This is a genomic window from Pectobacterium jejuense (genome assembly GCF_026800125.1).
In the GTDB taxonomy this organism is placed as follows: domain Bacteria; phylum Pseudomonadota; class Gammaproteobacteria; order Enterobacterales; family Enterobacteriaceae; genus Pectobacterium; species Pectobacterium jejuense.
On record NZ_JAPQKX010000012.1, the window covers coordinates 19,054 to 45,412 of the forward strand.

Annotated in this window: 20 protein-coding genes; 15 read left to right on the top strand and 5 right to left on the bottom strand. The window is 51.6% G+C overall.

Going from position 1 to position 26,359, the window contains the following annotated elements; all coding sequences use genetic code 11:
- The first annotated feature begins 9 nt into the window (after positions 1-9).
- The 3 genes from NXT09_RS19315 to NXT09_RS19325 all read left to right on the top strand — a co-directional run bounded on the left by NXT09_RS19315 (position 10) and on the right by NXT09_RS19325 (position 2,900).
- Positions 10-1,083 carry a sn-glycerol-3-phosphate import ATP-binding protein UgpC gene (locus NXT09_RS19315; protein WP_240584243.1) on the top strand — a complete coding sequence of 358 codons (1,074 nt, stop codon included), beginning with the start codon at positions 10-12 and terminating at the stop codon, positions 1,081-1,083.
- On the top strand, positions 1,083-1,832 hold the full coding sequence (gene ugpQ, locus NXT09_RS19320) for a glycerophosphodiester phosphodiesterase (protein WP_268580904.1): 750 nt from the start codon (positions 1,083-1,085) through the stop codon (positions 1,830-1,832). The genes NXT09_RS19315 and ugpQ overlap by 1 nt, the downstream gene beginning before the upstream one ends.
- Positions 1,833-1,943: 111 nt before the next feature.
- Positions 1,944-2,900 carry an AEC family transporter gene (locus NXT09_RS19325; RefSeq protein ID WP_268580905.1) on the top strand — a complete coding sequence of 319 codons (957 nt, stop codon included), beginning with the start codon at positions 1,944-1,946 and terminating at the stop codon, positions 2,898-2,900.
- Between the two features lie 337 nt (positions 2,901-3,237).
- Here NXT09_RS19325 and NXT09_RS19330 read toward each other — a convergent pair whose 3' ends face one another.
- A complete protein-coding gene (locus NXT09_RS19330) occupies positions 3,238-3,534 on the bottom strand; it encodes a hypothetical protein (RefSeq protein WP_268580906.1) in 297 nt (98 codons plus the stop codon).
- Between the two features lie 195 nt (positions 3,535-3,729).
- Between NXT09_RS19330 and NXT09_RS19335 the strand changes: the two genes are divergently transcribed.
- Positions 3,730-4,194, top strand: coding sequence for a tRNA (cytidine(34)-2'-O)-methyltransferase (locus NXT09_RS19335; RefSeq protein ID WP_268580907.1), 465 nt, complete (start codon positions 3,730-3,732; stop codon positions 4,192-4,194).
- Positions 4,195-4,204: 10 nt separating this feature from the next.
- On the opposite strand, the gene NXT09_RS19340 is transcribed toward NXT09_RS19335, so the two are convergent.
- The 4 genes from NXT09_RS19340 to cpxR form a co-directional block, all read right to left on the bottom strand.
- Positions 4,205-5,005: a DUF3142 domain-containing protein gene (locus tag NXT09_RS19340; protein WP_240584246.1), complete on the bottom strand. Its 801-nt coding sequence runs from the start codon at positions 5,003-5,005 to the stop codon at positions 4,205-4,207.
- Positions 4,975-7,149, bottom strand: a complete 2,175-nt coding sequence (locus NXT09_RS19345; protein WP_268580908.1) for a PA5441 family protein — start codon at positions 7,147-7,149, stop codon at positions 4,975-4,977. The genes NXT09_RS19340 and NXT09_RS19345 overlap by 31 nt, the downstream gene beginning before the upstream one ends.
- Before the next feature lie 192 nt (positions 7,150-7,341).
- Positions 7,342-8,712, bottom strand: a complete 1,371-nt coding sequence (gene cpxA / locus NXT09_RS19350) for an envelope stress sensor histidine kinase CpxA (RefSeq protein WP_268580909.1) — start codon at positions 8,710-8,712, stop codon at positions 7,342-7,344.
- A complete protein-coding gene (gene cpxR, locus NXT09_RS19355) occupies positions 8,709-9,407 on the bottom strand; it encodes an envelope stress response regulator transcription factor CpxR (protein ID WP_010281574.1) in 699 nt (232 codons plus the stop codon). Before cpxR ends, cpxA begins: the two co-directional genes overlap by 4 nt.
- A 153-nt stretch (positions 9,408-9,560) precedes the next feature.
- Between cpxR and cpxP the strand changes: the two genes are divergently transcribed.
- The 11 genes from cpxP to fieF all read left to right on the top strand — a co-directional run bounded on the left by cpxP (position 9,561) and on the right by fieF (position 26,251).
- The gene (gene cpxP, locus NXT09_RS19360; RefSeq protein WP_205549648.1) at positions 9,561-10,070 is read left to right on the top strand and encodes a cell-envelope stress modulator CpxP; all 510 of its coding nucleotides are present in this window, start codon (positions 9,561-9,563) and stop codon (positions 10,068-10,070) included.
- 337 nt (positions 10,071-10,407) lie between these two features.
- Positions 10,408-10,668, top strand: a complete 261-nt coding sequence (locus tag NXT09_RS19365; protein ID WP_268580910.1) for a type II toxin-antitoxin system RelE family toxin — start codon at positions 10,408-10,410, stop codon at positions 10,666-10,668.
- A 70-nt stretch (positions 10,669-10,738) separates the two neighbouring features.
- The gene (locus NXT09_RS19370) at positions 10,739-11,107 is read left to right on the top strand and encodes a helix-turn-helix domain-containing protein (RefSeq protein ID WP_268580911.1); all 369 of its coding nucleotides are present in this window, start codon (positions 10,739-10,741) and stop codon (positions 11,105-11,107) included.
- A gap of 455 nt (positions 11,108-11,562) precedes the next feature.
- Positions 11,563-12,423 (top strand): DUF2971 domain-containing protein, encoded by an 861-nt coding sequence (locus NXT09_RS19375; RefSeq protein WP_268580912.1) that lies wholly within the window; start codon positions 11,563-11,565, stop codon positions 12,421-12,423.
- Between the two features lie 612 nt (positions 12,424-13,035).
- Entirely contained in the window at positions 13,036-16,779 is a 3,744-nt protein-coding gene (locus NXT09_RS19380) for a DUF4132 domain-containing protein (RefSeq protein ID WP_268580913.1), read from the top strand.
- Between the two features lie 69 nt (positions 16,780-16,848).
- Complete coding sequence (locus NXT09_RS19385) at positions 16,849-17,958, top strand: AAA family ATPase (protein WP_268580914.1); 1,110 nt, start codon at positions 16,849-16,851, stop codon at positions 17,956-17,958.
- A 59-nt stretch (positions 17,959-18,017) separates the two neighbouring features.
- Entirely contained in the window at positions 18,018-20,579 is a 2,562-nt protein-coding gene (locus tag NXT09_RS19390) for a DUF5682 family protein (protein ID WP_268580915.1), read from the top strand.
- Entirely contained in the window at positions 20,576-21,727 is a 1,152-nt protein-coding gene (locus NXT09_RS19395) for a VWA domain-containing protein (protein WP_205549656.1), read from the top strand. Before NXT09_RS19390 ends, NXT09_RS19395 begins: the two co-directional genes overlap by 4 nt.
- A complete protein-coding gene (locus tag NXT09_RS19400) occupies positions 21,724-23,796 on the top strand; it encodes an SWIM zinc finger family protein (RefSeq protein ID WP_268580916.1) in 2,073 nt (690 codons plus the stop codon). The genes NXT09_RS19395 and NXT09_RS19400 overlap by 4 nt, the downstream gene beginning before the upstream one ends.
- A 294-nt stretch (positions 23,797-24,090) precedes the next feature.
- A complete protein-coding gene (locus tag NXT09_RS19405; protein WP_240584252.1) occupies positions 24,091-25,278 on the top strand; it encodes a sugar transporter in 1,188 nt (395 codons plus the stop codon).
- 70 nt (positions 25,279-25,348) lie between these two features.
- A complete protein-coding gene (fieF, locus tag NXT09_RS19410) occupies positions 25,349-26,251 on the top strand; it encodes a CDF family cation-efflux transporter FieF (RefSeq protein WP_205549741.1) in 903 nt (300 codons plus the stop codon).
- Positions 26,252-26,359 lie beyond the last annotated feature (108 nt).

Genomic DNA, 26,359 nt, shown 5'->3' on the forward strand with positions numbered 1-26,359 from the left:
GAAACGCTTATGGCATGTTTAAAACTTCAGGCCGTCACCAAGTCTTACGATGGCAAAACACAGGTTATCCAACCTATCGATCTGGACGTTGCGGACGGCGAGTTCGTGGTGATGGTCGGGCCGTCAGGCTGTGGTAAATCGACGTTGCTGCGTATGGTGGCTGGCCTTGAACGCACCACCAGCGGTGATATCTACATTGATAACCAGCGAGTCACTAATCTGGAACCGAAAGATCGCGGTATTGCGATGGTGTTCCAGAACTATGCGCTTTATCCCCATATGAACGTGTTCGACAATATGGCTTATGGCCTGAAAATCCGTGGCTTTGGTAAGGCGCAGATCCGCGAGCGCGTGGAAGATGCGGCGCGAATTCTGGAGCTGATGCCGCTGCTGCAACGCAAACCGCGTGAGCTATCGGGCGGCCAGCGTCAGCGCGTGGCGATGGGGCGGGCGATTGTGCGTGAACCGGCGGTGTTCCTGTTCGACGAACCGTTATCGAATCTGGATGCCAAACTGCGCGTACAGATGCGACTCGAATTACAACAGCTGCACCAGCGCCTGAAAACCACCAGTCTGTACGTCACGCACGATCAGGTTGAAGCCATGACGCTAGCGCAGCGCGTTATCGTCATGAACAAAGGGATCGCCGAGCAAATCGGTGCGCCGGCTGAGATTTATCGCCGCCCGGCATCGCTGTTTGTGGCCAGCTTTATTGGTTCACCGGCCATGAACCTGTGGTCAGGTCGCATTAGCGATGATGGCTGCCGCTTTGAAATCGATGGCGACATTGCGCTGGCACTGCCTGAACCGAAGCCGCAATGGCGCGGTAAAGCATTGACGCTGGGGGTTCGACCAGAGCATATTCAGCTGGCGACGAGCGAAACCGGCGGTATCCCGTTGCAGATTTCAACACTCGAACTGCTGGGCGCGGACAATTTAGCGCACGGTAAGTGGGGCGGGCAGAACGTGATCGCGCGGCTCTCTTATGAGCACTGCCCCGCGATCGGCTCGACGCTTTGGCTACACTTACCGACGTCATCATGGCACCTGTTTGATTCGCAAAGCGGATTACGGATGGAATAATGGAAACAATCTGGCCTTACCCGAGCATTGTCGCCCATCGCGGCGGCGGTTCACTGGCACCGGAAAACACGCTGGCGGCGATTGATGTCGGTGCCGGCCTCGGTCACAAGATGATCGAATTTGACGCCAAGCTGTCGCAGGACGGCCAGATTTTCCTCTTACACGACGATACACTTGAGCGCACCAGCAACGGCTGGGGCATTGCAGGAGAACTGCCGTGGGACAAGCTGGTCGGGCTGGATGTCGGCGGCTGGTACGGCCATAAATTTGTCGGTGAACGCCTGCCGCTGCTATCGGAAGTGGCAAAACGCTGTGTGCAGTACGGCATGGCGGCCAACATCGAAATTAAACCCACCACCGGATATGAAATAGAAACCGGGCGGGTGATTGCGCTGGCGGCGCGCCAACTGTGGGCCGATCATCCGGTTGCACCGCTGCTGTCATCGTTCTCTATCGAAGCCCTGGAAGCGGCGCAGGAAGCGGTGCCGGAACTGCCGCGTGGGCTGCTGCTGGATGAGTGGGAAGAGGACTGGCTGGAGTTAACGCAGCGTCTGGGTTGTGTGTCCATCCATCTGAATCACAAACTGCTGACGGCAGAACGCGTCGCGGCGCTGAAAGCTGCGGGTTTGCGCATTCTGGTTTATACCGTCAACCAACCCGATCGCGCGCAAACTTTGCTGGATTGGGGCGTTGACTGTATCTGTACTGACCGGATAGATTTAATTGGGGCTAACTTCGCGACCGGCTGAGGTTTGCCTCCTTCCCGTAATAGCGTGCTGCGGCGATATTGATATCGTCGCAATAAAGATAATGCGGCGATCTCCTTTCTGACTTGGTGCCGGTAATAAGGAAGTGGCGTCATGCCCGCATTTATTGTTTCGCTTTGGCACCAGATTTTTCTGTCGTTACCCCTCTTTGTTCTTATCGCGCTCGGCTATAGCCTGATTCGCTACGGTAAATGGCCGACCACCGTGACCGACGGCATGACGCGTTTTGTCTTTTCTGTCGCTATGCCCGCCATGCTGTTCCGCCTGATGTCGGATTTTTCTAAACGTCCGGTGGTGGATGCCCGACTTCTGATTGCCTTTTTCGGCGGCTGCCTGCTGGTGTTTGTTCTGGGCCGTATCGTGGCGCGCAAAGTCTTTCATCTCGATGGCGTCTCCGGTTCGCTGTTTGCGCTGAGCGGCATCTTCTCCAATAACGTGATGCTGGGGCTGCCGATTGCCACACTGATGCTGGGCGAAGAGGCGATCCCGTCGGTCGCGCTGGTGGTGGTGTTCAACGGGCTTATTTTGTGGACGCTGGTGACGGTGTCGGTGGAATGGGCGCGTAACGGAGCGCTGTCGCTACAGGGCTTTACCAAAACCGCGCTGGGTGTGCTGAAGAACCCGCTGATTATCGGCATTCTGTCCGGAACCTTATTCAGCCTGACGGGCCTGCCGCTGCCGTCGTATGTCGATCAGCCGCTTGCCATGCTGGGGCAGATTGCCGCGCCGCTGTCGCTGGTGGCGCTGGGAATGGGGCTGGCGGAATATCGCGTGCGTGACGGCTGGCAGATCAGCACGGTGATTTGCGTGATCAAGCTGCTGGTACAGCCGCTGGTGATCTGGGGGATCGCTATTGCGCTCGGCCTGCCGGAAATGGAAACGCGAGCGGTCGTGCTGCTGGGGTCGATGGCGGTAGGCGTCAACGTCTATCTGATGTCGCGCCAGTTCGATGTGCTGGGCGGCCCGGTGGCATCAAGCCTGCTGCTATCAACGGCGATGGCGGCATTAACCACGCCGTTGATTCTGACGCTGATGGGTGTGCGGTTATAGTCAGCCATGCTTGGCTGAGGAAGTCTGCGGTTAGGCACTCTGTTAGTGTTATGTAATGTTTCGTGCGCGGTAGTTCTCGTGGTTTTCTGCAACCGTTGTCGAATGCACCCGACACGGTGCGGCTCAATCGCCGCCGCCCCGTGACCCCCGGCTTTTCGCGGGGAATCACGCCGCTTTGCGGTACCTTCGGTGTTCATGCCCGCTACTCGGACCGCCTGTGACGCGCTCCCGGCGCGGCACAGGCTTTCGCGGTGTCCATACCGCTCATCCGGCGGTCATGCCCACCTCAGCGTAATTCTTTACGCGCGTAAAAAAACCAAAAGAGTAGACCCGTTGATTAGGGGTTCTGTTGAATTGGCGGCGGTGGTGTGGTTCTCTGCGAGCGCTCTAAATCCTTCTGTAGCTGCTGCTGGCGCTGTTGCTGCAACTGCTGATTGCGCTGCTGGAGCTGCTGATTCAACTGCTGTTGCTGCAATTTTTGGCTCTGCTGCATATTCTGCTGCAACTGTTTCTGGCTGCTGATGCCGCTCTCAAACTGCTGCTGTTGCGTGGGCGCTTGCGGCGTGTTGGCGCTTGCCAGAAGCGGCAGGCCGAGCAGCACAGCACAGGCCAATAATGCCTTAGGGTGTTTCATTTAAACCTCCACACAGGCTGTATGCCCGCATCGTGTTTTCATCAGCACATTATCCTGATGTATTCACTTAAGTGTAATCGCTGTGGATGAAAACGTCGTGCAGAGTAATCCGCAATCCTGTGTACAGGTTTTGGGTTGCCCTGTGGGAATGCGTTATACTGCGGCGGAATTTTTCTTCGTGGTTGACGCTATCTCATGTTCCATATCGCGCTCTATGAGCCTCAAATTGCACCGAACACCGGCAATATTATCCGACAGGCGGCCAACAACGGCTGTACGCTTCATTTGATTGAACCGCTGGGGTTTGATTTTGAAGAGAAAAAGCTGCGCCGCGCGGGGCTGGATTATCACGATCTGGCGAATGTCAGTCGTCATAAAAACTATCAAGACTTTCTGGCTGCGGTTCCCGGTAAACGCATCTTCGCCTGTACCACCAAAGGCAGCCGTCCCTACGATCAGCCGACCTACCAGCCAGGTGATGTATTGCTGTTTGGATCGGAAACGTCCGGTCTGCCAGATGAGATTCGCAACGGCTTTGAGTCGGATTTCCGTATCCGTATCCCTATGCAGTCTAATAACCGCAGCCTGAATCTGTCGAATGCCGTGGCGATCATCAGCTATGAAGCCTGGCGGCAAAATGGTTTCGGCGGTTGCCTGTAGCTATGGTTTGCTACAGCCTACTGTTGGCGGATTTTTTCAGTGGCGGATTCACCAGAAACACCACTTCCCCGCGATAATACGGTGAAGTGGCAAGGCGCTGCTGCCACTGCGGTTCCCACTTGCCGTGTTGTACCAGACCGACCCGGAAAGGCAGGGTCAGCTTCATCAGCGCGGGCAAGTACTCGGCGTAATTGGTAATGGTGCTGCGCCCCTGATAGGTCTGCACCACCACTTCATCCAGCTTGCCCTGTAAGCGGTTCAACGCCGACACATCACCGGTTTTCGACCAGTCGAGCAGCCCCGTAATACTGAGCTGACAATCTTCGGGCAAACGCTCGCGTAATTGCGTCAAAAATGCGACATAGCCTGCCAACTGATAGCTTTTCGCGTCAAAATCGATCTGAATCCCCGCAACTTGATTCCCCTGACGCTGCCACTTTTCCCGTAATTTTAATATCCGGTTCAGGTGGCGATCGGAAAGCTCCAGCGTGGTCATGCGGAAAGCCAGCCAGACGCGGTTAACGCGCAATTGGCTAGGCGGAATCCCCTGACGCAGGAACACGACTTTACCCTGACGGCGCGCCACTTCACCCTGATGCAGGTACAGCGTCTGTGCCTGATGCAGGATCGGCTGCGGTCTTACCGCCGCCCACAGCCAGAAATCCTGATAGCGCGTAGCATCAACGATGGCAGGCACCGCGTTGGCGGTTGAAGGTGCAACGTTAACGGAAGCGGCCTGCGTACAGAATGAAAACAGGCCGGCCAACACGACTAACGGCGTTACCAGTAATAATCGAGCTTGTCTGCCCACACGCTGCCTTTGTACTTGGTTTTCAGTTGGGTAAACCAGGCTTTGCGGGTTGCCTTACTGATGTCCTGTGGGCCACAGTCGTTATAGCCACTCGGCGCATAGCAGTAGACCGCGCGATACAAGGCATAGGTTTTGTCTTCCGGTGGTGCTTTCGGATCGGCAATCACCCGCATATAACCATCCAGACGATTATATTCAGTGCCGACGAACTGCGTTGGCGCGTTGGTGAGTCCGCTCAACATGCTGCCTTCACCCCAGTCGAAGCCTACGCTGTTATTGGTGCGCAGGAAAAATTCACCGAGGCAGTTAATCGAACGAGCGTCATTAGGACGTTGATTCAGCGTCGTGACCACGTCATTCAGCGCTGGACACTGATAGTCTTCTTCGGTGTCGCTGCCGTCCCAGTCAAATGCCGTCAAATCTTCCTGATTCCAGCTTTGATTTTCGCTGCTGACCAGCGGCGCAATGTCTTTCCTCAACTGAACATCTTTGAGATAGCTGGCGTAATCACCGTGGGTCAGCGACTTGGTTAACAGCGTATGCAGCGCGATAGCCCGTTCTTCGTGGGTTTGCTGCGGGCCCGTTTGCTGACGCAGCAGATCGGCGTTGGCGCTAACTTTCAGTACGGCGGAACGGAAACGCAGGTTTTTCACCGGGCTGTCGGCGGCAAAGATCCGCTCTGGATGGCCTGCCTTGACCAGAGTTTCCGCCAGCGCCAGTTGCAGGAACTGATTTTGCGTGTACCCCATATTGCGCGTTAACAGCTGACGCCAGTGCGCTTCTGCCTCATCCCAGCGCTCCAGACGCACCAGCGCCCGACCGCGTAAGACTTGCAGGCTGAAACGTACGGTATCGGTCAGATCGTTCGCCTGCGTCGCGGGAACGCTGTTAACCACGGCGGCGTAATCTTTTTGACCATAAAACAGCTGTGCGGCCTGAAGGTAGCTGAACGCATCCTGCATGTTGTCTTTTTCAAACAGCGGTTTCTGCGCGGCCAGTTCGTCAACGGATAAGGCGGGTAATGCCAGCCAGCCTTCATCTGAACGCAAGCGCTTAAGATCTTGCACCATCGTCAACGGTGGGCTGCCCGGTGCGCTGGTAAACTGCCGATTTTCCAGCAGCTTGTTGTCGATCTCGTCGCTCAATTCAAGGAGTGCTTCGACGTCGGCGGTGTTGTCCAGCTCGTGTTGGTACGTTGTCGCTAAGGCATTCACATCGTCCATAATCCAGTAAGCGCGGCGGTACAGCCCGTTAGCGGACTCGATGTATTGTCCGTCTGGATACTGTTTCAGATAGTCACCAATATGCTGAACGGCCAGCTGTGCAGCCGCTTTATCGGCTTTGCTGGCATCAAACATGTTGTATTCATCAAGCGCGTTTTCCATCGCTTTATTGATCGCTACGCGAATCAACATATAGCGCGACGTTTCCGCGACCCACGGCTGCGGTGAAGACGTTAACGCCTGAAAGCCGCTTTCCGCCTCATCGAAGTGGCCCTGATAAAACGCCAGCGCCGCGAACAGATAATGAGTGAGCGCACCGGCATGTCCTTCGTCTGGCAGGCTTGCAAGACCTTCGTTCAGCGCGTCTTTGGTATACAGCGGGTTGAGGAGATTCACCCGCTGATGTGCCAGCACCGTGCGTTGTTCCTCGGTGAGCTGTGTGTCAGCCAGCAGGACGTCGAAAAACGCTTCCAGCGTGGAAAGCTCGTTGGAAATATGGCGTCCTTCGTTATCGTCAGGCGAAAACGTGGAGATCGTGCCCTGAACGGACAAAGGAAGATTCAGCCGCTTCGCTTTATTCAGCGTCGAGAGGTAAGGCGCATCAGCCGTGACATCCTCTCCTGAGTCAGCAGTCGGAACCCCTTCCGTGGCGGCAATTCCCATGACCCGGTAGGCCGTAAAAGGGTCGATGCGTGAACGTGTTTGATCGGGTAAAGGATGGGGTAACGGAAGCGACATGCTGTGGAGACGGCTTTGCAGCAGCATCAGGTTAGCACGTGTGTCGTTGCCCGGCTGCAAATAGGGCAGGGCGGACATGCCACATTCCGAGTCGGAAAAGCCGCACACTCCATCGCTGGAACTGAATGCCTGACTGCTCATTAACGCGGTCAGTACGCCAGCCAGCAGCGTTACTCCTTTCATGGTTTGTATCCTTCATTCAACACGGGTCTTGCCTGTTTTCGGCATGAGTGGCGATCACTCTACGCAATCGCCTAAAAAACTCAATCCAGTATAACCTTGAGAAGATAAACAGAAAGTGACAGGTGCCCATGTCGGGCACCTGAGAGCGTGTTATAGAAGGAAACTTGGTGGTGGGAAAAGTGCCTGCCTGATTTACCGCTGATGCAGCGGTAGCCAGATGATTAGACGCAATCCGCCCAGTGGACTGTCTTCCGCTTTTACCCAGCCTTTGTGCTGCGTAATGGCGGTTTCTACGATGGCAAGCCCTAAACCACTGCCGCCAGATTCGCGGTCACGCGCTTCGTCCGTACGGTAGAAGGGACGGAAAATCTGTTCGCGATCTTCCGAGCTCACACCGGGGCCATCATCATCCACTTTGATGGTGATGCCCTGATTATCCACCGAGAAGGCCACTTCGATGTGGTTGTGAGAATAACGCAGCGCGTTGCGCACGATATTTTCCAGCGCACTGTCGAGCGAGGCTGGGTTGCCAAAGAGCGTCCACGGCCCCGGAGGATAGGGCACTTCCAGCGTTTTCCCCATCTGCTCGGCTTCAAAGGCGGCATCGTCTAGCACATTGCCCCACAGTTCATCGGCACGCAGGAACTCACGGGTCAGTTCGTTCTTGTGCTGATTGCGTGAGAGCACCAGTAGATCGTTAATCATGCTGTCGAGCCGCTGTGTTTCTGTCGCGATGCGGTTCAGCTCATTGCCTTCACCCTGACGCCGACGCAGCAGCGCTGTCGCCAGTTGCAAGCGTGTCAGCGGCGTACGCAGCTCATGAGAGATATCCGACAGCAGGCGTTGCTGTGCGGTAACCATCCGCTCCAGCGCGCTGACCATCTGGTTAAAGCTGACGCCCGTCGCCTGAAACTCTTGCGGGCCAGACTCCAGCTCAGGGTGCTGGCGTAAATTGCCTTTGGCAACTTCGTCGGCCGCGTGTTTGAGCTTACGTGCGGGTTTTGCCAGACTCCAGGCAAGCCAGAGCAGCAGCGGTGAACTGATCAACATGGTGAAGATAAGCAGCAGCAAAGGACGGTCAAACAGCAGACTAATGAAATCGGACTGCGGACTGCTGGCAGGACGAATCAGGTAAAGCTGGTAGTTGTCATCACCATCGCGGATCGCAAAAGGACCGAGAAGCTCAATGCGGCCGTAATTTTTCTTTTGCGGATGATCGGCGTTATCCGACAGCCCGATAAAATTACGCACAATCGGAGTTTCATGCTTCTCTACGCCGAAGATCCGGCCTTCACTGGTGACCAGAAAAAGGCGCTGTCCCGGCGGAGCCCACTTCTCCAACACCCAGAACAGCCGTAGCCACCAGCGCAGATCGTTGGCTGGCGTGTTGGCGAGGTCTGCCTCAATGTGCTGTTCCAGCATGATGCCCTGCCGCTGCTCGTTTTCCAGCAAGGCGGTAAGCTGGCGTGAGTCCAGCTTGGGCACCATCAGAACCAGCATGAGTACCAGCGCCAGCGTTAACCAAAAAATGGCAAAAATACGAGCGGTCAAACTATTGATCATGCAGCCGATACCATCAAATAGCCTCGTCCACGCAGCGTTTTAAACCAAGGCAGACCGTCCTTGCGTTCTGGCAATTTACGTCGCAGGTTCGAGATATGCATATCGATCGCGCGGTCAAACGGTGTCAGCCGTTTCCCCAGCACTTCCTGACTTAAATGTTCGCGTGAAACCACCTGTCCTAGCCGCTGTGCCAGCAGATAGAGCAGCGTGAATTCGGTGCCCGTCAGATCCAGCACGATATCGTCGAAGCTGGCTTCCTGCCGTCCGGGATTCAGACGCAGGCCATCGACTTCCAGCGTCGGGGCGCTGTTATCACCCGCCTGTTGTTGATCGGTCCAGTTGGAACGGCGGAGAATCGCGCGGATTCGCGCCACCAGTTCCCGGTCGTTAAAGGGCTTCGGCAGATAATCATCGGCACCCAGTTCCAGACCAAGAACGCGGTCTAATTCACTGCCGCGGGCGGTCAGCATAATGACCGGTGTTTGATGCTGCTGTCGTAGTTCTTTTAATGTATCGATACCGTTTTTCTTCGGCATCATCACATCCAGTAATAACAGGTCAATGGTGTTATCTAATACCTGTAACGCCTGCTCGCCGTCGTAGGCGACAACGACGTTAAAACCTTCCATTTCGAGCAATTCTTTCAGTAAAGCGGTTAGCTCTCTATCGTCATCAACCAGCAGAATTTTATTCATGTTTTCTCTACCTCCAAGGGCAAAATACGACATAGATTAGCGCTATTCCATGACTTTACGTAGTTTTACATCCTCTGACGCATGTTTGCAGCAAGATGCGTAGACTCCTGTTCATTGATTCACAAAATGACGTACCGCTCTGGAGAGTTATTGATGCAACAGTTCGCAACCTTATCTCTTGCTTCACTGCTTATGTTAGGCACTTTTACCGCCTTTGCAGCAGAAAGTGGAGACGCCCCGGCGAGCGGCTGGCATATCGATGATTCCGCCACAAAAGGCGCACCCGGCCAGCAAGGTATGTTCGATGGCGTGAGGCTGACTGAGCAACAGCGTCAGCAAATGCGTGATTTGATGCACCAGAGTCGTCAGGACAAACCGGCGTTTAATGCCGAAGATGTTAAAGCCATGCATAAGCTGGTGACGGCAGAAACGTTTGATGAAGCGGCGGTGCGAGCGCAGATAACACGAATGATGAGTGTGCAGCTTGAGCGTCAGATTCAGATGACCCGAGTGCGCAACCAAATGTATAACCTGCTGACGCCAGCGCAGAAAGAGATATTAGAGCTGAAGCATAAGCAACGCATGAAAGAGATGCAGCAACAGATATCCATGTTTAACCAGATGGCCGCGCCGGCACCAGGTACAACAAGTAATCCCGAGTAGTAGCGCTAGTGTAGTAAGTAGTCTGTAGTAAGCGTAGTGCAGTCCGAGTAGTAATGTGTAGTAGGTACACACCCTGTTTTTCCTTGCCATAGACACCATCCCTGTCTTTTTGCCCTCCATGATGGAGGGCTTTTTTTTGGGATTTTTTAAGGCGGATAGCGTGTTTTGACTTCATATAGATGATTTTCCGCACCAGCGAAATGGCTCGCTGTGATGAGGATAGATATAAACGCTTGGCGATTAGGTTTTAATTAGATGTTGATTGTCTTGATTAGTTAATTATCTTATTATTTGTTCATTCTAAGCGGATATGCAGTTTAAAAAATCAAGGAAACTGATGGTAAAGGTCATCTGGACAAGGAAGGCGTTGAAGCAACGTTTAACGATAGACCGCAGATATCAGGAAACCATAAGTGAGAAAGTTGCTGAACTACGCAGTTTTCCTGCCGTAAACCTGGACATTATGGCGCTGAAGGGTGAAGCGGGGAAATTCAGGTTACGAGTGGGAGACTACAGAGTAATTTTCGGGATTGTTAAAGGCGAGCCTGTTATCTGTGAGGTTCAGGCGGTCAAACGCAGAACCTCAACGACTTACTAATTATCAGGTTGGGTAACCCGCCAGTTTCCTGATGACATACACCGCGACTCACTGACACCCGGATGAAATTATGTCAAAACCACAATTTATCAATGATGTGAACGGCCAGCCTCAGTTTGTTGTTCTACCTATCAGCGAGTATGAAAAACTGCTGTCTGATAGCGATTCAGGCTATGAGGATATTCCTTATGTTGCCGATGAGTATGACAACGAAACCGTGCCTAATGATGTGGTAGAAATTATGTTCCGTGATGATGTTAGCTTGCTTGCGGCATGGCGTATCCATCGCGGATTATCACAATATGATGTAGCTGAAAAGCTAGGGACAACACAATCAGCGGTTTCGCAATGGGAAGCGAAAGACTCACGACCTCAGAAAAAAACCCGAGAGAAATTGTCTGAGGTTTATCATTGCCGCCCAGAGCAAATGATCCTTTGATTATATTTCTGTGACCCGCTTCGGCGGGTTTTTTTATCTGAAGATTACTGCCAAATTCCGCGCGACAACGCACAATTTTTTGATGCTATTATTCCTTTCCCATGCAAAATCTGGCGCGGGCTTACCTTACTGCATACATGCATAAAAACGTGCTATTTGCGTGTGCGTGCGAGTAGAGGAACCTGGTGCGTTGAGGGAGGGAGGTATCTCTGTTCATATGTTGTGAGCCACTATTTCGACGTATCGAACGGTATCATCGAGGCTGCACGGCCTAGTACGCTCGTTAAAAAGAAAGAACTCGCATCAAGTCGTAAAGAGGAGATTTAAGACAGAGAAAAAACTTGTGACAGTTAACAGCTTCGAGCTTTTTATGTTGGTGATAATACGATGAATATATTATCTTTGAATGAATTTAAATAATCAGTTCAATCAAATTTGAATAAGGATTGACATGTATGGATATAGAAATAATTGGAGATTTAAATGGAACAGTTAAATTACAAAGATATATGAATTTTGCAAAGTTTATCGCGTTACTTGATAAACAAGAGCTTTTTTTGTGTAAGACATCTTTGTTTGAAGATAAATTAGAGGGAGGGTTTACTGCTATCGATGAAATTTTGAGTGATGGTTTCGCCTCTACGCTTGACATTATAGTCAACCACACAATACCTACAGCTGAAAGACAATCGCCTGAAGAAAGGGAAGAAAAGCATAGAATCAGTAGCGGTATGTTGAAGCGAATTGAAGATGAACCGTATCATACTGTTTTTGGTGATATCCCAAAAGAAAATTTTAGTCATCAAGAGCTTTATGAAAAACAAAAAGATTTTGTTGATGTATGTTGTTGGCACAGCAATGAGCGTGAAAGTATGGCTATGTGGAAGATCTACGGAGAAGATGATTGTGCCGTTTGCGTCATTACTGATGTTGACCATATAAAAAAGAACATAGCCGAAAAACAAGGATATAAAATTTTAATTGCTAAAATAGAATATCTTATGTACGAAGATGAACACTTTAAACACAAGCATATGCTTGCCCAGTATATGCACAAGACAGATTTTTATTCTTATGAACGTGAAGTGAGGATCATAGGATATAATCCTTCGTCGGATATCAATGAAGAAAGAAAAGATCTAGGTACGTTCATTAATGTTAATGTAAAAGATTTAATAAAAGAGATAAGAATATCACCAACCGCACCGGATTGGTTCTGCGAACTTGTACGATCAATGTGCAATAAATTTTCTTTAAATGTGAGTGTTAATAGATCAACAATAAATATAAGACACTCTTATAATACGGGTGAATAATATTTTCTACGCTATGCAGGTATACTCAGCTAGATGAATTATGAAAAGCACCGCAGCAAAGTGTGATTTTTTCGAAGTAGTAAATCTGTGGGAATTAAAAATGAATATTTATTTTTCATATTGATGTGTGGGGGTTTTGTACACTATTCCTGCCTTTCCCCCCTATCCACGATGGAAGTTTTTTGGGGTTTTTTAAAGTAGATAACGTGCCTAGCCTCATAATTTGACTTCAATAAATGACATCATGGAAGCATCGTCCTCATCCGTCACTGGATACTGATAAAGGTGCACTGGTCATCTTGTATGAGTATCTGGAAGATTGTCAGGAAAATAAATACCTGAAACAGGCTTGACAATATCCCGCTTCGGCGGGTTTTTTTATCTGAAAATAGCCACGTAATTCTTGATGTTTTCATTAATATTGCGATATTTTCAATCAATTCTATTTTCACCTGAAATTTTGGATAAGATTCAAATAAATTGGATTTATTCACTATATAAATCACAATAATCGGAATTAAAATTTGTAAAAAAAGATGGATTTTGAAATTGAGAATAATCACAAATCATGTTAAAAAATTACTGTTTATCTATACATAACCAGGTGCTGACATGATAAAAAAATTATTCGATCTGTTACCGATTTTTGGTGATAAGAAAGTAACGCCGACGGAAACGTTGCTGCAAGAATCTCTCTTGCCGCTTGCCGAACTTGATAAAACGTTGCCGAAGAAAATATTTCATTATGTCATGACGGGCACCGAATCTGAGGTTCTTTATACCTTAAATCAGTTAGATTCTGATAAAACAATCGTCCTGCTGGACAAGCCGGGGTCGGTTGACTGGTACTATGTTCAAAATAATAGTTTTAATTCCAGTGAATATAATAAAATAATCCGGCAGGCAAGGAATGCGCGTTATAAACTCTATTCCATGGTAGGGCAAGGGTTAACAAACGAACAAACGGTACGTTTTGCGAAAGTATTAGCTGCGGCATGTCAGAATAAAAATATAAAAATAATAACTGACGAAGTACCAAACTGGATGGTTTATTTGCTCTGTGATGCGCTGGCCACTACGTTGAAAAGCACATCGAATGAAAAGCTGAAATTAAAGCACCGTGCTGGCTGGAACGTTCAATTTCTCGCTGAAATGGTTGCCAGTGAGCAGCACGATGAGAAAGGCGAAAATATTTTATTTGCTATTTTTGATCGGAAGGAAATAGGTGAATACTATAGCTCGGAGTTAGAGATTTTCTTTGAACTCCCTGATTTACAATCATATATCGAAAATCATGCACAGTTTATCCGCACGACGCTAGTGGACAAACTTTCTGCACCCGGCCAGGTTCAGTTCCTGAAATATTTATCCGACCGTGAAGCGTTGCGTGTTTTTTTCTCAGATGCCATTGTTAAATTAGCAATGGATCAGAAAAAAACGGTGCGCAGTGAAGCTGAACCGCTGCTGAATACTCTTCCCGCGAATGATGTCAAAGCTCATCTGAGTGATATCCTATTTAACGGCACGCCAAAACAGAGATCTCAGGCTGCCGATCTCTTTGCTCGTCAGGGCGAAAATAAAGATATTTTAGAACAGGCGTTACAGTTAGAAAAAAGTAAGGCAGTGATAAAAAGTATCGAAAGTGCCATTACACGTTTTGACGTTGTTGATACGGCACAGGATATGGCACTCCCTGAATTACCCGAACTCACGTTGCTGGCTGATACGCCGTTGCCTGAAAGTGCAAAAGAGATTCTTGTCGAAAACCTGATTGAGATGGTGGAAACGGCAAGAATAAATGCGGAAAAAGAAATAGAACAAAATAAAACGAATGCGTACAAATATAAATGGGCGCAAGAACATTATGCTAAATTAAAAAAATTGAGTGCCGAACATTGCCGTGCTTTGGTTGATAAACTTAATCATGGTAATAATAAATTGTCTAGTGAAGATATTAGCATCATTAAACATAAAAAACGTATTAGCAATCTTCCTGATTTTACGTTTTATCATGCCATGAGAGTTATTTTTGGCAACATGCATACGCACTTCAATCTAGTCACTGCTCGAATAGAACATGAAACGCCCACTCATATTATCGCTGGATTGGAACTACGACAAATCGAAGGGGTTTTGCAGACGCTGGCATGCCCAGAGCCTGCACGGATCACCGCCTCGTTATGTTTAGAGTCTTATAACCATGGGTTGAGACTATTTCCTAAACCGGAACAGCTCTGGCCTTTTTTCTCTCAACACCCAGACTATATCGCCGAAGCGTTGGGGCTATTGCCGAATAAGAGCGACAATAGATATCGCCAATTTGAATTGGGTCAGGCCTTTGAGCTGCTTGATAAATTCCCTGTTATCCCCGCGCAGTTTATTCCGCGCATTATGGAACTGGCCTTAGGCGAGAATAAAACGTTCCGCGTGAGTGCGCAGAAGTTGCTTGAAAAATTGCCGAATGTGCATGTGAATGCGCAGGAAAGTCTACATTCTGCGAAACAAGAAATCCGTATTACTACGATTGAATGGCTTGCGCGGATAAAACATAAAGACAGCATCGCGCCGCTTTATGCATTGTTAAAAAAAGAGAAGAGAGAAACCGTCCGTGCCGCATTGCTAGCGGCGTTAGAGCAGTTTGGTGAGGATATTTCACCGTATTTATCCGAAAAGGTCTTGCGTGACGAAGCGTTGAAAGGATTGAAAGCAAGCCCGCCTGCGAGCATGAGCTGGTTTGACTATAACGCGATACCGCCATTGAAATGGGAAAACGGCAAGGCCGTCGATGCCGACATTATCAAATGGTGGATAATTCTGGCGGTGAAATTAAAAATGCCCGCGGGTAACACGTTATTGCAACGCTATGTCGGGTTATTAGCCAAAGAGAGTCAGCATAAGCTGGGCCACTTTATTTTACATGCGTTTATCACGCAGGATGTAAAAAACCCGTCGCTGGAAGACGCGATGTCGGAAGCGCATAAAGATGCGCCCGCACGTTTAAAAACGTATCAGTATTATCTGGAGCGTTACCCTGAGTATTACCAAAAATATGAGCATTACACGCTGGAACAGGCGGCTGAGGAAATAAAGAATGAAGTCCTGCGGCGCTATTTAGGTTCTGCCATCGCGGATAAAGGTATGTTGGCGTTGATTGGTCGTATTGAGGGCCATGTTGCTGTCTCCGCATTACGCAATTACACGCGTGACCATTATCAGCGTCGTTCACAAATCGAAGCGATGATCAGCGCGATGGCGATTAGCGACGACCCGCTCATTATCCAATTATTACTCTCACTCTCACGCCGCTACCGTACTGCGGCGATTCAGGAAAAGGCGCGTGAGCTAGTTAAAGAGATTGCCGATCGCAATGGCTGGAGCGCGGATGAGCTGGCTGACCGCACGATCCCGACGGCGGGGTTGGATGAAACGGGCACGCTGGTGCTGGAATACGGCGAGCGCACCTTTACCGCACGCATGGACAGCAAACAGAAGTTGGTGCTCCTGAACCCGGAAGGCAAAGAGATCAAAGCTCTGCCTGCAGCGCGCAAAACGGATAACGAAGAGCAGATAAAAGAAGCGAAAAAGCTGTTCTCATCGAGCAAAAAAGAGCTGAAACAGGTGATCGACCTGCAAACCGCACGCTTGTATGAATCGATGTGTGCTCAGCGCCAATGGTCGAGTGAGGACTGGCAGACTTACATCGTGGCACATCCCGTGATGCGCCCGCTGATTGAGCGCTTGGTGTGGCAAGAAGTGAAAGATGAGCAGGTGATCAATACCTTCAGGCCAACGGATGACGGCTGCTTAATTAATCTTGAAGACGATGAAGTGGAATTATCGAACGGTTCGGTGATTCAACTTGCGCATGCTGCGATTGTCGATAACGAGACGCGTGAAGCCTGGCTCGCGCACTTTAAGGATTATAAAGTGGCGTTCTTGTTCTCGCAGATGGCGAACATGCTGCCTGAACTCGATCGTAAATTGGTTGAAATTGAAGATAAAAAAGGGTGGTTGACTGATACGTTCACGCTGCGCGGCGTCTTAACCAAGATGGGATATCAGCGTGCGCCAGCGGAAGATGGTGGGTCGTTTAGCCACTATTACAAGCATTTTAGTAGCTTGAATGTGTACGTCAATATTGGGTTTAGCGGTAGCTACGTGCCAGAAGAAAATATTCCGGCGGTCTTGTTTGATTTGAGCTTTGAGAAAAATCAGCAAAATTATTGGGATCGTAACAATCTGGCATTACAGGATGTCCCGCCCATTTTACTGGCAGAAAGCTATGCCGATTACCTGAAAGCCGCAGAAGCCTGTTCGGGATACGATGCCGACTGGGAAAACAAAACGCCTTGGTAATCCGCTTATGGAGCCAGTACGCCTTGTGCTGGCTTCGTTCATTATTTTGTGGCGAACAGAGACACGAACATGGAAAAACACTCACTGGCAGCCAACGATGTGCTGCGTCAACATGCCGAAATCCGCTTTGCTGATGAATTAGCCCGCCTGACCAAAGCGGACGAAAATAACCCGAAGCCGCAGGGCTGGCTGCGTTCACCCCGTGCGGTGCGCCAGTTTATTCTGGGTGACGAGGCCTTAGATATTTCCGCGAAATTTTTTGGCGATAACGCGTTGGTCGATCGGGCGATTGTGACGCTGCTGGGGAAACAGGGGTTGATGCTGGTTGGCGAGCCCGGCACCGCGAAATCCATGCTGTCTGAGCTGTTTGCGGCGGCGATCTCGGGAGATTCCGGCCTGACCATTCAAGGCACGGCGGGAACGACGGAAGACCATATCAAGTATTCATGGAACTATGCACTGCTGCTGGCCGAAGGCCCCACCGAGCGGGCGCTGATCGGTTCACCGCTCTATCAGGGAATGATGCAGGGCAGGATTGTCCGTTTTGAGGAGATCACCCGCTGCCCGCCGGAAATACAAGATGTTCTGGTCTCTTTGATGTCTGAAAAACAGCTGATGATTCCTGAAATGGGTGAGCAAGGGCGGATAAGCGCTAAGCCCGGTTTTAACCTGATTGGCACGGCGAACCTGCGCGATCGCGGCGTACATGAAATGTCAGCTGCATTAAAACGGCGCTTTAACTTTGAAACCGTGAGGCCGATTCAAGACCCTGAATTCGAGATTGCGCTTATTCAAACGCAGCTTACGCGTGAACTGGGCGATCTGGCTGCGCTTGTCACCGTGCCGCCGAGCGTCATTGAACTGCTGGTGACCACATTCCAGGAACTGCGCTCGGGCAATACGCGCGACGGCGGCAGCATCAAAACGCCAGATGCGGTGATGTCGAGTGCGGAAGCGGTCAACATTGCCTATGCCTCCGCGCTTGAGGCGCATTATCTGGGCGATAGCACGCTGAATGCGGGCGCCATCGCACGCCAGATTATCGGCGTGGTATTAAAGGATAATCCTGATGATGCCAAACGTATGCGCTACTACGTTGATAACGTGGCGCGAGAAAGGGCAAAAAGCAGCGATGACTGGAAAGCGTTTTATGACGCCTCACGACAGTTTTGGAAGTAAGGCCGTGGCCAATTGTTGTTGATGATTTCACGGATACTTTTTCATGAGGAAACGCGCTGGTGAGTCTTTCGAACATCGTATTGCCCGCACGGATGGAACAGGCGCTGGCAACATGGGATTTTTTGCAGTTGCAGCAAATCTATTTTGCGCCGGTTCGCCACCATAGCCCAGCTTGTGCCTATGGCCTGCTGTCGTTGATTGACGATATCCAGCCCGATCACATTCTGATTGAGGCACCGGTCAGTTTTAATCACCTATTGCCCGATTTGCTTCACCCTGACGCGAAGCCCCCTATCGCGGTGATGGGGCAGGCCGACTTTCACGCTCGCGAGCCGCAAGAAGGTGAAACGCCGCAAGCGACCACGCGCAGCGCTTTCTTCCCTTTTTGTGACTATTCGCCCGAATGGGTTGCCCTGCATGCGGGGCATCGTCACAACGCGACACTGCGCTTTATTGATTTGCCGTGGGTTGAGCAAATCGCGATTGAGGAACGTCAGAATGACGCCAGTCAGAGCCTGCAAGCGGAACGTTACCTCGCCCACAGCCAGTTCATTTCGGCACTCGCAAAAAAATGCTATTGCCGCGATCACGATGATTTGTGGGAGCATTTATTTGAATTACGTTCGATTGAGGTACTGACCGACTGGCAACAGCTTTTCCGCGATACGCTAGTCTGGTGTGCGTTGGCGCGACTGGATTATGAGCCTCAGGTTTTGGAAGCCGAGGGCTCTGCGCAGCGTGAGGCACATATGCTCGCCGCTATCATGCAGGTTCGTGCCGAAAACCCAACGGGGAAAATTCTGGTCGTCACCGGCGGTTTTCATTCGCTGGCGCTGCTCGAAGGGCTGTCTCACGACGGGAAATCGTTCAATGCCTTCACGGATGCCGCGAAAAAACAGTACCAAAAACAGCTTAAGCAGGCGGAAAACGACAGTGCATGGCTCATCCGCTACAGCTTTGACAGATTAGATGCGCTCAATGGGTATGCGTCTGGCATGCCTGCGCCCGCGTACTATCAGCGAAGCTGGCAGATGCTCATGGCACAGCGGGACGAGCGGCTGGCGGAAGCAGGGCGGGCGCTCACGACCCAGGAATACCGCAATAACATGGGAATGCGTTTTCTGTCTGAGGTTGCCAGCCTGCTCCGCACTAAATCTTTTGACGATCCGCCCAGCTATATCACGGTAAAAAATGCCGTCGAGCAGAGTGTACGGTTAGCGGCATTGCGCGGACATGAAGGCCCTGGTCGTTATGATCTGCTGGATGGGCTACAAAGTAGTTTTATCAAAGGCAGCATCGATGATGCGCAACGCGATCTGTGGCTTGAGATTAAAAAGGCGTTCTCCGGCCATGCGTTAGGGCAGATTCCGGCTGGCAGCGCGACGCCTCCTCTGGTGGCTGAAACCTATCGATTAGCGAAATACCATCGCTTTAAACTTGATGACACGCTCGTCAAACTGAGCCGTTTGGATATCTATCGCAACCCGCAGCATCGTGCCCGCAGCCGCTTTCTTCATCTGCTGAGCTTCCTTGAGGTGGGCTTTGCAACGCGCAGTAATGGCCCTGATTTTTTGAGCGGTCACAATCTCGATCTGCTATTTGAAGAGTGGCACTATGCGTGGACACCGTCGATCGAAGGACGACTGATTACGCTCTCGGAGAAGGGAAGCCAGCTCGAAGCGATTGCTATCGATAAGTTACTCTATCTGGAGAAGCAGTTAGAGGAACAGGGGCAGAATCGGTCGAGCAAGAATGCGGTGCAGGTGCTGATTCAGGCGGCGCTATTGGGTCTACAGTCGCGTTTAGCCGGGCTATTCCGCTTATTGCATGACGATATACACAACGATTTTCGGCTAAGTTCGCTCGTGGAATGCGGGCATAGCCTGATTCATCTCTGGCGCGGGCGTGACTTTCTTGGCTTACGCAATCAGCCTGAATTAACTCAACTGCTGTTTAAGCTGGTTCCACAGGCGCTGTTTTGTTTACCGACCATCGCTGCGGGCGATGAATCACAGCAGGAAGAACATTTCACCGCATTGCTTGCCTTGCGTGAGCTGATTGAATTTATTCCTACGCTCGATCCTTCTAGTACCGCCAGCCACGATTTTTACCACCAGTTGCAGCAGATCGCCCCAGAGTTAAAGGACGTGCCTTTGTTAAAAGGGGCGGTTGATGCGCTGCGCTATCTCGGTGATGACATTGATGAGAACACGCTTGATGACAATCTCTCGAACGTCTTTAGTCAGGGGAGCGATCCCGAGCAGGCAGTTCGCTATTTTGTGGGATTAATGCGTGCCGCCCCTGAGCTGATTATCAAAACGCCGCGTTTGGTCGATAAGTTAAATGCGCTGATGTCGCAGTGGGATGATGACCGTTTTCTGCATGTGTTGCCCGACCTGCGCTTTGCCTTCAGCCAACTCACCCCGAAGCAGAATGCGACGTTAGCGAGCTATATCGCCGAGCAATGCGGTTTCTCCGAGCCGGAAATGCATCTTTGGCAAACGGACTTCACGGAGCAGGAACTGCTCCAGACGATGCAGTTAAACCAAAAGCTGAAACAGCAGTTGGCGGAAGACGATTTACTGTCATGGTATGAAAAAGAGAAGGGTGCAGCCCGATGAGTGCGCAAGATCCGCAGTCTGATGATAAAGAAAAAAACGGCAAACGCTGGCGATTGATTCTGGGCCACTACGCTGACGAGGCATTAGGTAACGCGGCGTTTGACGCACACGACCTGAAAGTTGAGCGTACTCTGGATTATCTCTATCGCCGTGAATATCAGCGTCGTGGGCTTAAGCAGGAAGGAGGGCGGCACGGCTCTTTGGATCAGTCTCAGCTGACGGCGGTTAACTGGCTCAATCAGGCGCGTAAATTGTTCCCCAGCAGCACGTTTGAGCGAATGCAATCGCAAGCGATTGAACGCTATGAAATCTCGCATTTATTCAACGATCCGCAGGCTCTGCAAGCGATGGAACCTACGCCCGCGCTGGCTAAGGCGCTATTGAGCTTGCGTGGACGGATGAATGAACAAACGCGTGAAGCGGTGCGCGACATTATTCGCAAGGTGGTCGATGAGATATTACGTACGCTGAGGCCGACGTTTACGAATGCGCTTACCGGTCGCCGGAATCGATTCCGACGTTCACCTGTTGCTAGCAGTCAAAATTTCGACTGGCGTGCCACGATTGCGGCCAACCTTAAGCATTTTGATCGTGATAAGAACCGGCTGGTCATTGAAACACCGCATTTTAATTCACGCATGCAGCGGCATATGCCGTGGGATGTCATTTTGTGCGTCGACCAAAGTGCTTCGATGTCCAGTTCGGTGATGTACGCGGCGGTCTGCGCCAGCATTCTGGCTGCGTTGCCGGCGGTACGGGTTTCATTGATTGTATTTGATACACAGGTGGTTGATTTATCGCATCTTGCCCACGATCCGGTTGAGGTGCTGATGACGGTGCAACTGGGGGGCGGGACAAATATTGCGAAGGCCATGCAGTACTGCGAACAGCGAGTACAAAACCCGAAGCGCACCATCGTGACGCTAATCAGCGATTTTGAAGAAGGCGGTGCGCTGAATCGCTTGCTCAGCTGCGTGCAGCGTATGCACAGTCAGCAGATCACGCTGTTAGGGCTTGCGGCGCTTGATGATGCCGCACAGCCGGTATACGACACCGCAATCGGGCAAAAGCTGGCCGATCGCGGCATGCACGTTGCAGCGCTGACGCCGGAGCATTTTGCGCAGTGGCTGGCGGAGGTGATGCGATGAGCTGGCAATCCCTCTACCTGAATTATGATGACGATGCGCTGGGCGTTTTTGCGAATGTCGGTTTACTGCGCCGAGCCAAAAAAGATCTGGCTGGCGATAAGGTAGCGTTGGTGACCGACGCCGGGCAAGAAGGGCATTTTGTCAGCGATGGTCAGCAGGTGGTACTGAATGCGCAGGGGATACAAACCGCGCGGTGCGATTGCCCAGCGTCGGGCTGCTGTAAGCACATTTTGGCGGCGGTGCTGTGGTTACAAGCCCATGCTGAAGGCAGTGCGGAACAGACCACAGCCCTCTCTGAGGAAACCACTGCACCACCAATAGACGTGCTTGCCGAGATCTTACTGCTTGATCCTGAGGCGTTAATGAAGCAGGTCGGCAAAGGGCAAGCGCGGCATGCCGCGCGATTTGTTCAGATGTGGGCGGAAGAATCGGTGAGAACGGAATCACTACCCAACCAACTGAAAATTCACCTGCCGACGCTGGAAAGTCCCGTTATCTATCTGGCTGGGGCGGGGTTTGCTGGCATGTTGTCGGATTTCTTACGGGATAAGCAGCCAGCCTTGCATCTTGCTGCCATTGCCTGCCTCTTTGAAGCCAATCAGCGCGTCTGGCCGTGGTCCGAGGATTGTCTGGCTCAGGAAACGCAGGTGCGGGCGCTACATGCCGATGAGCGCGCGCTGATTGCTACGCTTCACACGTTTATTCAGGACATCCTGAACCAGGGGCTGTCGCATATCAGTAAAAGCAGTGCGCGACAGCTTCATTTGCTGAATATGTCCGCGCGTGCGGAAGGATTGCCCCGGCTGGCGGGTTATCTGCGCAACGTGAGCGGGCAGGTCAGCCTATTAGCAGACAGGCATTACAGTCTGGAAGAGCGTGACGTGCTGCTGTTCATTGCCCGTCTGTCGGCCTATTTATACCAGCTTGAGCAGGCGACGCCTGAGCGCTTGCTACACCTGCGCGGGCAAGTGCGGCGGCAGTATCAACAACAGCCTGAAGCCTTATCGCTTGTACCATTGGGCGCGCAGTGGTGGGTCACCGAAGGCGGTGCGCGTGGTGCCACCTTTTCGTTTTGGGATAGTGAGAATCAGCAATTACTGCACTGCACGCAAGCGCGCGCCGATTACCATGATGTGACGTTTAGCCAGCAGGGCGTGTGGCAGGGTCAGGCCATGTGGAAACAGCTGGGCGAACACATCATGCGCACTCCCTTTACGCTGCACCACCCGCGTTTTTCTGACGACGGGAAATTGGCCGCAGGGGGTGACAGCTACGCGAACCTTGAGGGCACGCCGTGGCCTACCGCCGCCTATGTGCAGTGTAAATCGACGTGCGGCATTGCCGACTGGTCGCAGCTGTTTAACTATTTTGAGCAAGAGAATCAGGATTACCCACAGCCTCTGCTGCTGCATGTGAACCGTTATGAATCCGTTGTCTGGAATGAGGTGGAGCAGCGCGTGGTCTGGCCGGTCTTTGATGACGCGGATAATGCGCTGTATCTGAGCCTAAACTGGGAAAAAACGCAGCATCAGCGTATAGACAGGCTCAAACAGGCGACTCAGCAAAAGTGGGCGATTGTGGCGGTGCTGGTTCAGCCCCGTCGCCGTGGGAATGACATTGACCTCCATCCCTATTCTCTTCTGGTAAGCGATGGCAGCGCGGTGACCGCGTTTTGTTTGGATTTTCAGACCATCAAGACCAAGAAAACCGTGCCCAGTTTTATTAGCCATATTCAAGCGATGTTTGCGGAGAGAAAGCAGCGTCAAACGGTGCAGCGTCCCTTGCCCACACTGGCACAGCGGGTTTGTCGCCCGATTCTTGATGTGCTGGATGCGCAGGCCTGCACCGGACGTCGGCACTTAACCTCAACGCAAAGAGAGCAGCTGCAACACAGCATGAAAACGGCCAATGAACTGGGTTTAACGCTCGTTGAAAACGCGTTGTCGCACTATTTAGCGCAGCCCCAGCCGGAAGTGGATAGCCTGCTGCGGATCGTCTTTCTTTGCGACAGGATCCAGCGTTTTCAAAACGGATTACCGATTGTGCTACGCCAAGCGCCATCTGCGTAGCGCCTTTTCCTGACAGAAAACAGGATAAAGGTTGAGTTAAGAAGAGCACGAAAAAAGACAGCGTAAGGGAGTGGTAAAGCGTAGAATATGAGCACCAAAAATGATGCTCATGAATGTTCCCTTACCTGTCTTCAGGCTTTTGGCTGACATCCTCATAAAAGCACGCTGAAATACCCTTGGCCACTCGCCGATTACACGGCGATGTCATACTTTCCCTGTACCATTGCTTCATCGCGTTAGCCTCTGCCATGACAGGGGGCGCATTCTTTTATTTTAACTTTTGATATCAATACCATGACCCGTTCTTCCCGTTCGACCGCCTGGTTACGCGTCGTCAGTCTTTCTCTGGCGGCCTTCATTTTTAACACCGCTGAATTTGCCCCCGTTGCGCTTCTGTCAGACATCGCCGCCAGCTTTTCCATGAGTGCCGCGCAGGTCGGGCTGATCATTACGATCTATGCTTGGGTGGTCGGGCTGATGTCGCTGCCCTGCATGCTGATGTCCAGCGATATGGAGCGACGCAGCCTGCTGATCAAAATCTTTATCCTGTTCGCCGTCAGCAATGTGTTGTCCGGTCTGGCCTGGAACTATTGGGTGTTGGTGATCGCCCGTATCGGCGTGGCGTTGGCTCACGCGGTATTCTGGTCGATTACGGCATCGCTGGTGGTGCGTCTGGCACCGGCGGACAAAAAAGCGCAGGCATTAAGCTTGTTGGCGACTGGCACGGCGCTGGCGCTGGTGCTGGGATTACCGCTGGGGCGTGTAGTCGGGCAGTATCTGGGCTGGCGTGTGACGTTCGTCCTTATTGGCCTGCTTGCCGCGGGGATTATGCTGGGTCTGATGAAACTGCTGCCTGTGCTGCCGAGCAGTAATTCCGGTTCGTTGAAGAGTTTGCCTCTTCTGCTTAAACGTCCGGCCTTGCTGTGCGTGTACGGCCTGACCGTGATGATCGTAACCGCACACTTTACCGCTTACAGTTATATCGAGCCGTTTATCCAGAAAGTGGCGTTGTTGAGTGAAAACTTCACCACCATCTTGCTGCTGATTTTTGGCGGTGCCGGCATCATTGGCAGCATGCTGTTCAGCCGCTACAGCAGCAAATATCCGGCGGGCTTTCTGATTGTTTCGTTCGCGTTTCTGGCGCTGTGTTTACTACTACTGCTGCCTTTGTCATTCAGCGGCTGGAGCCTGTCGACGCTGTGTGTCGTCTGGGGGATCGCCATTATGGCGCTGAGTCTGGGGATGCAGGTCAAGGTGTTGACGCTGGCATCGGATGCCACCGACGTGGCGATGGCGCTCTACTCAGGAATTTATAACATTGGGATCGGCGGCGGTGCGCTGCTGGGCAATCAGGTGATTGTCCATCTGGGCCTGCCCGACATCGGTTTCATTGGCGCGGCGATGGCGATACTGGCAACCGTGTGCTGTATTTTTACGTTTGTCCGCTATTCCCGTGTGTTAAAAACGTCATTGGCGAACTGAATACAAGCGACTCTTTTTTCCGTCAAGGTCTCCGTTTTCTGTAAGGGCATCCGTTTTACGTGAGGGCATGATGAATCCACACTATGCGCGTCTGGTAACGCTGGCAGCCGTGAGCGCAACGGCCGTGGCGCTGGTGCTGTTCATAATGAAGGTGTTTGCCTGGTGGCACACTGGTTCAGTGAGCCTGCTGGCATCGCTGGTTGATTCGCTGGTGGATATCGCTGCGTCGCTGGTGAACCTGCTGGTGGTGCGCTACTCGTTGCAGCCAGCAGATACGGAACACGCCTTCGGCCACGGTAAGGCGGAATCGCTGGCTGCGCTGGCGCAAAGCATGTTTATCTCCGGCTCGGCGCTATTCCTGATCCTGACGGGGCTGCAACACTCGCTGGAGCCGCAGACGCTGCACGCGCCGGAAGTGGGCATGTGGGTGACGTTCATTGCGCTGGTGGCTACGCTGCTGCTGGTGTCGTTCCAGCGCTGGGTGGTGAAGCGCACGCACAGTCAGGCGGTGCGTGCGGATATGCTGCATTATCAGTCCGACCTGTTGATGAACGGCGCGATTCTGGTGGCGTTGGCGCTCAGTTGGAAAGGCATTACGCGCGCCGATTCCCTGTTTGCATTGGGTATTGGCGGCTATATTTTATATAGCGCGTTACGCATGGGGTATGACGCCGTGCAGTCGCTGTTGGATCGCGCACTGCCGGAAGACGAGCACCGCGCGATTGCTGAAGTGATTGTGAACTGGCCGGGCATTCGCGGCGCACATGCGTTGCGTACCCGACGTTCCGGCCCAACGCGCTTTATTCAACTGCATTTGGAAATGGATGACACGCTGCCGCTGGTTCAGGCGCATCAAATCGCAGACGATCTGGAGCAGGCATTGCGTGAACAGTTTCCGGGCGCCGATATTATTATCCATCAGGATCCGGTTTCTGCTGTGCCGGAAAATCAGCGTGGCAGATTGACGGCGTAGTCGGCCAGGTTTCAGCATTTTATGTTAAAAACGTGATACGCCATGAAAATTTATGCACAATTTAGCCTGACCTGAATCAATTCAGCTTCGGGTGTTTGTTATAATATG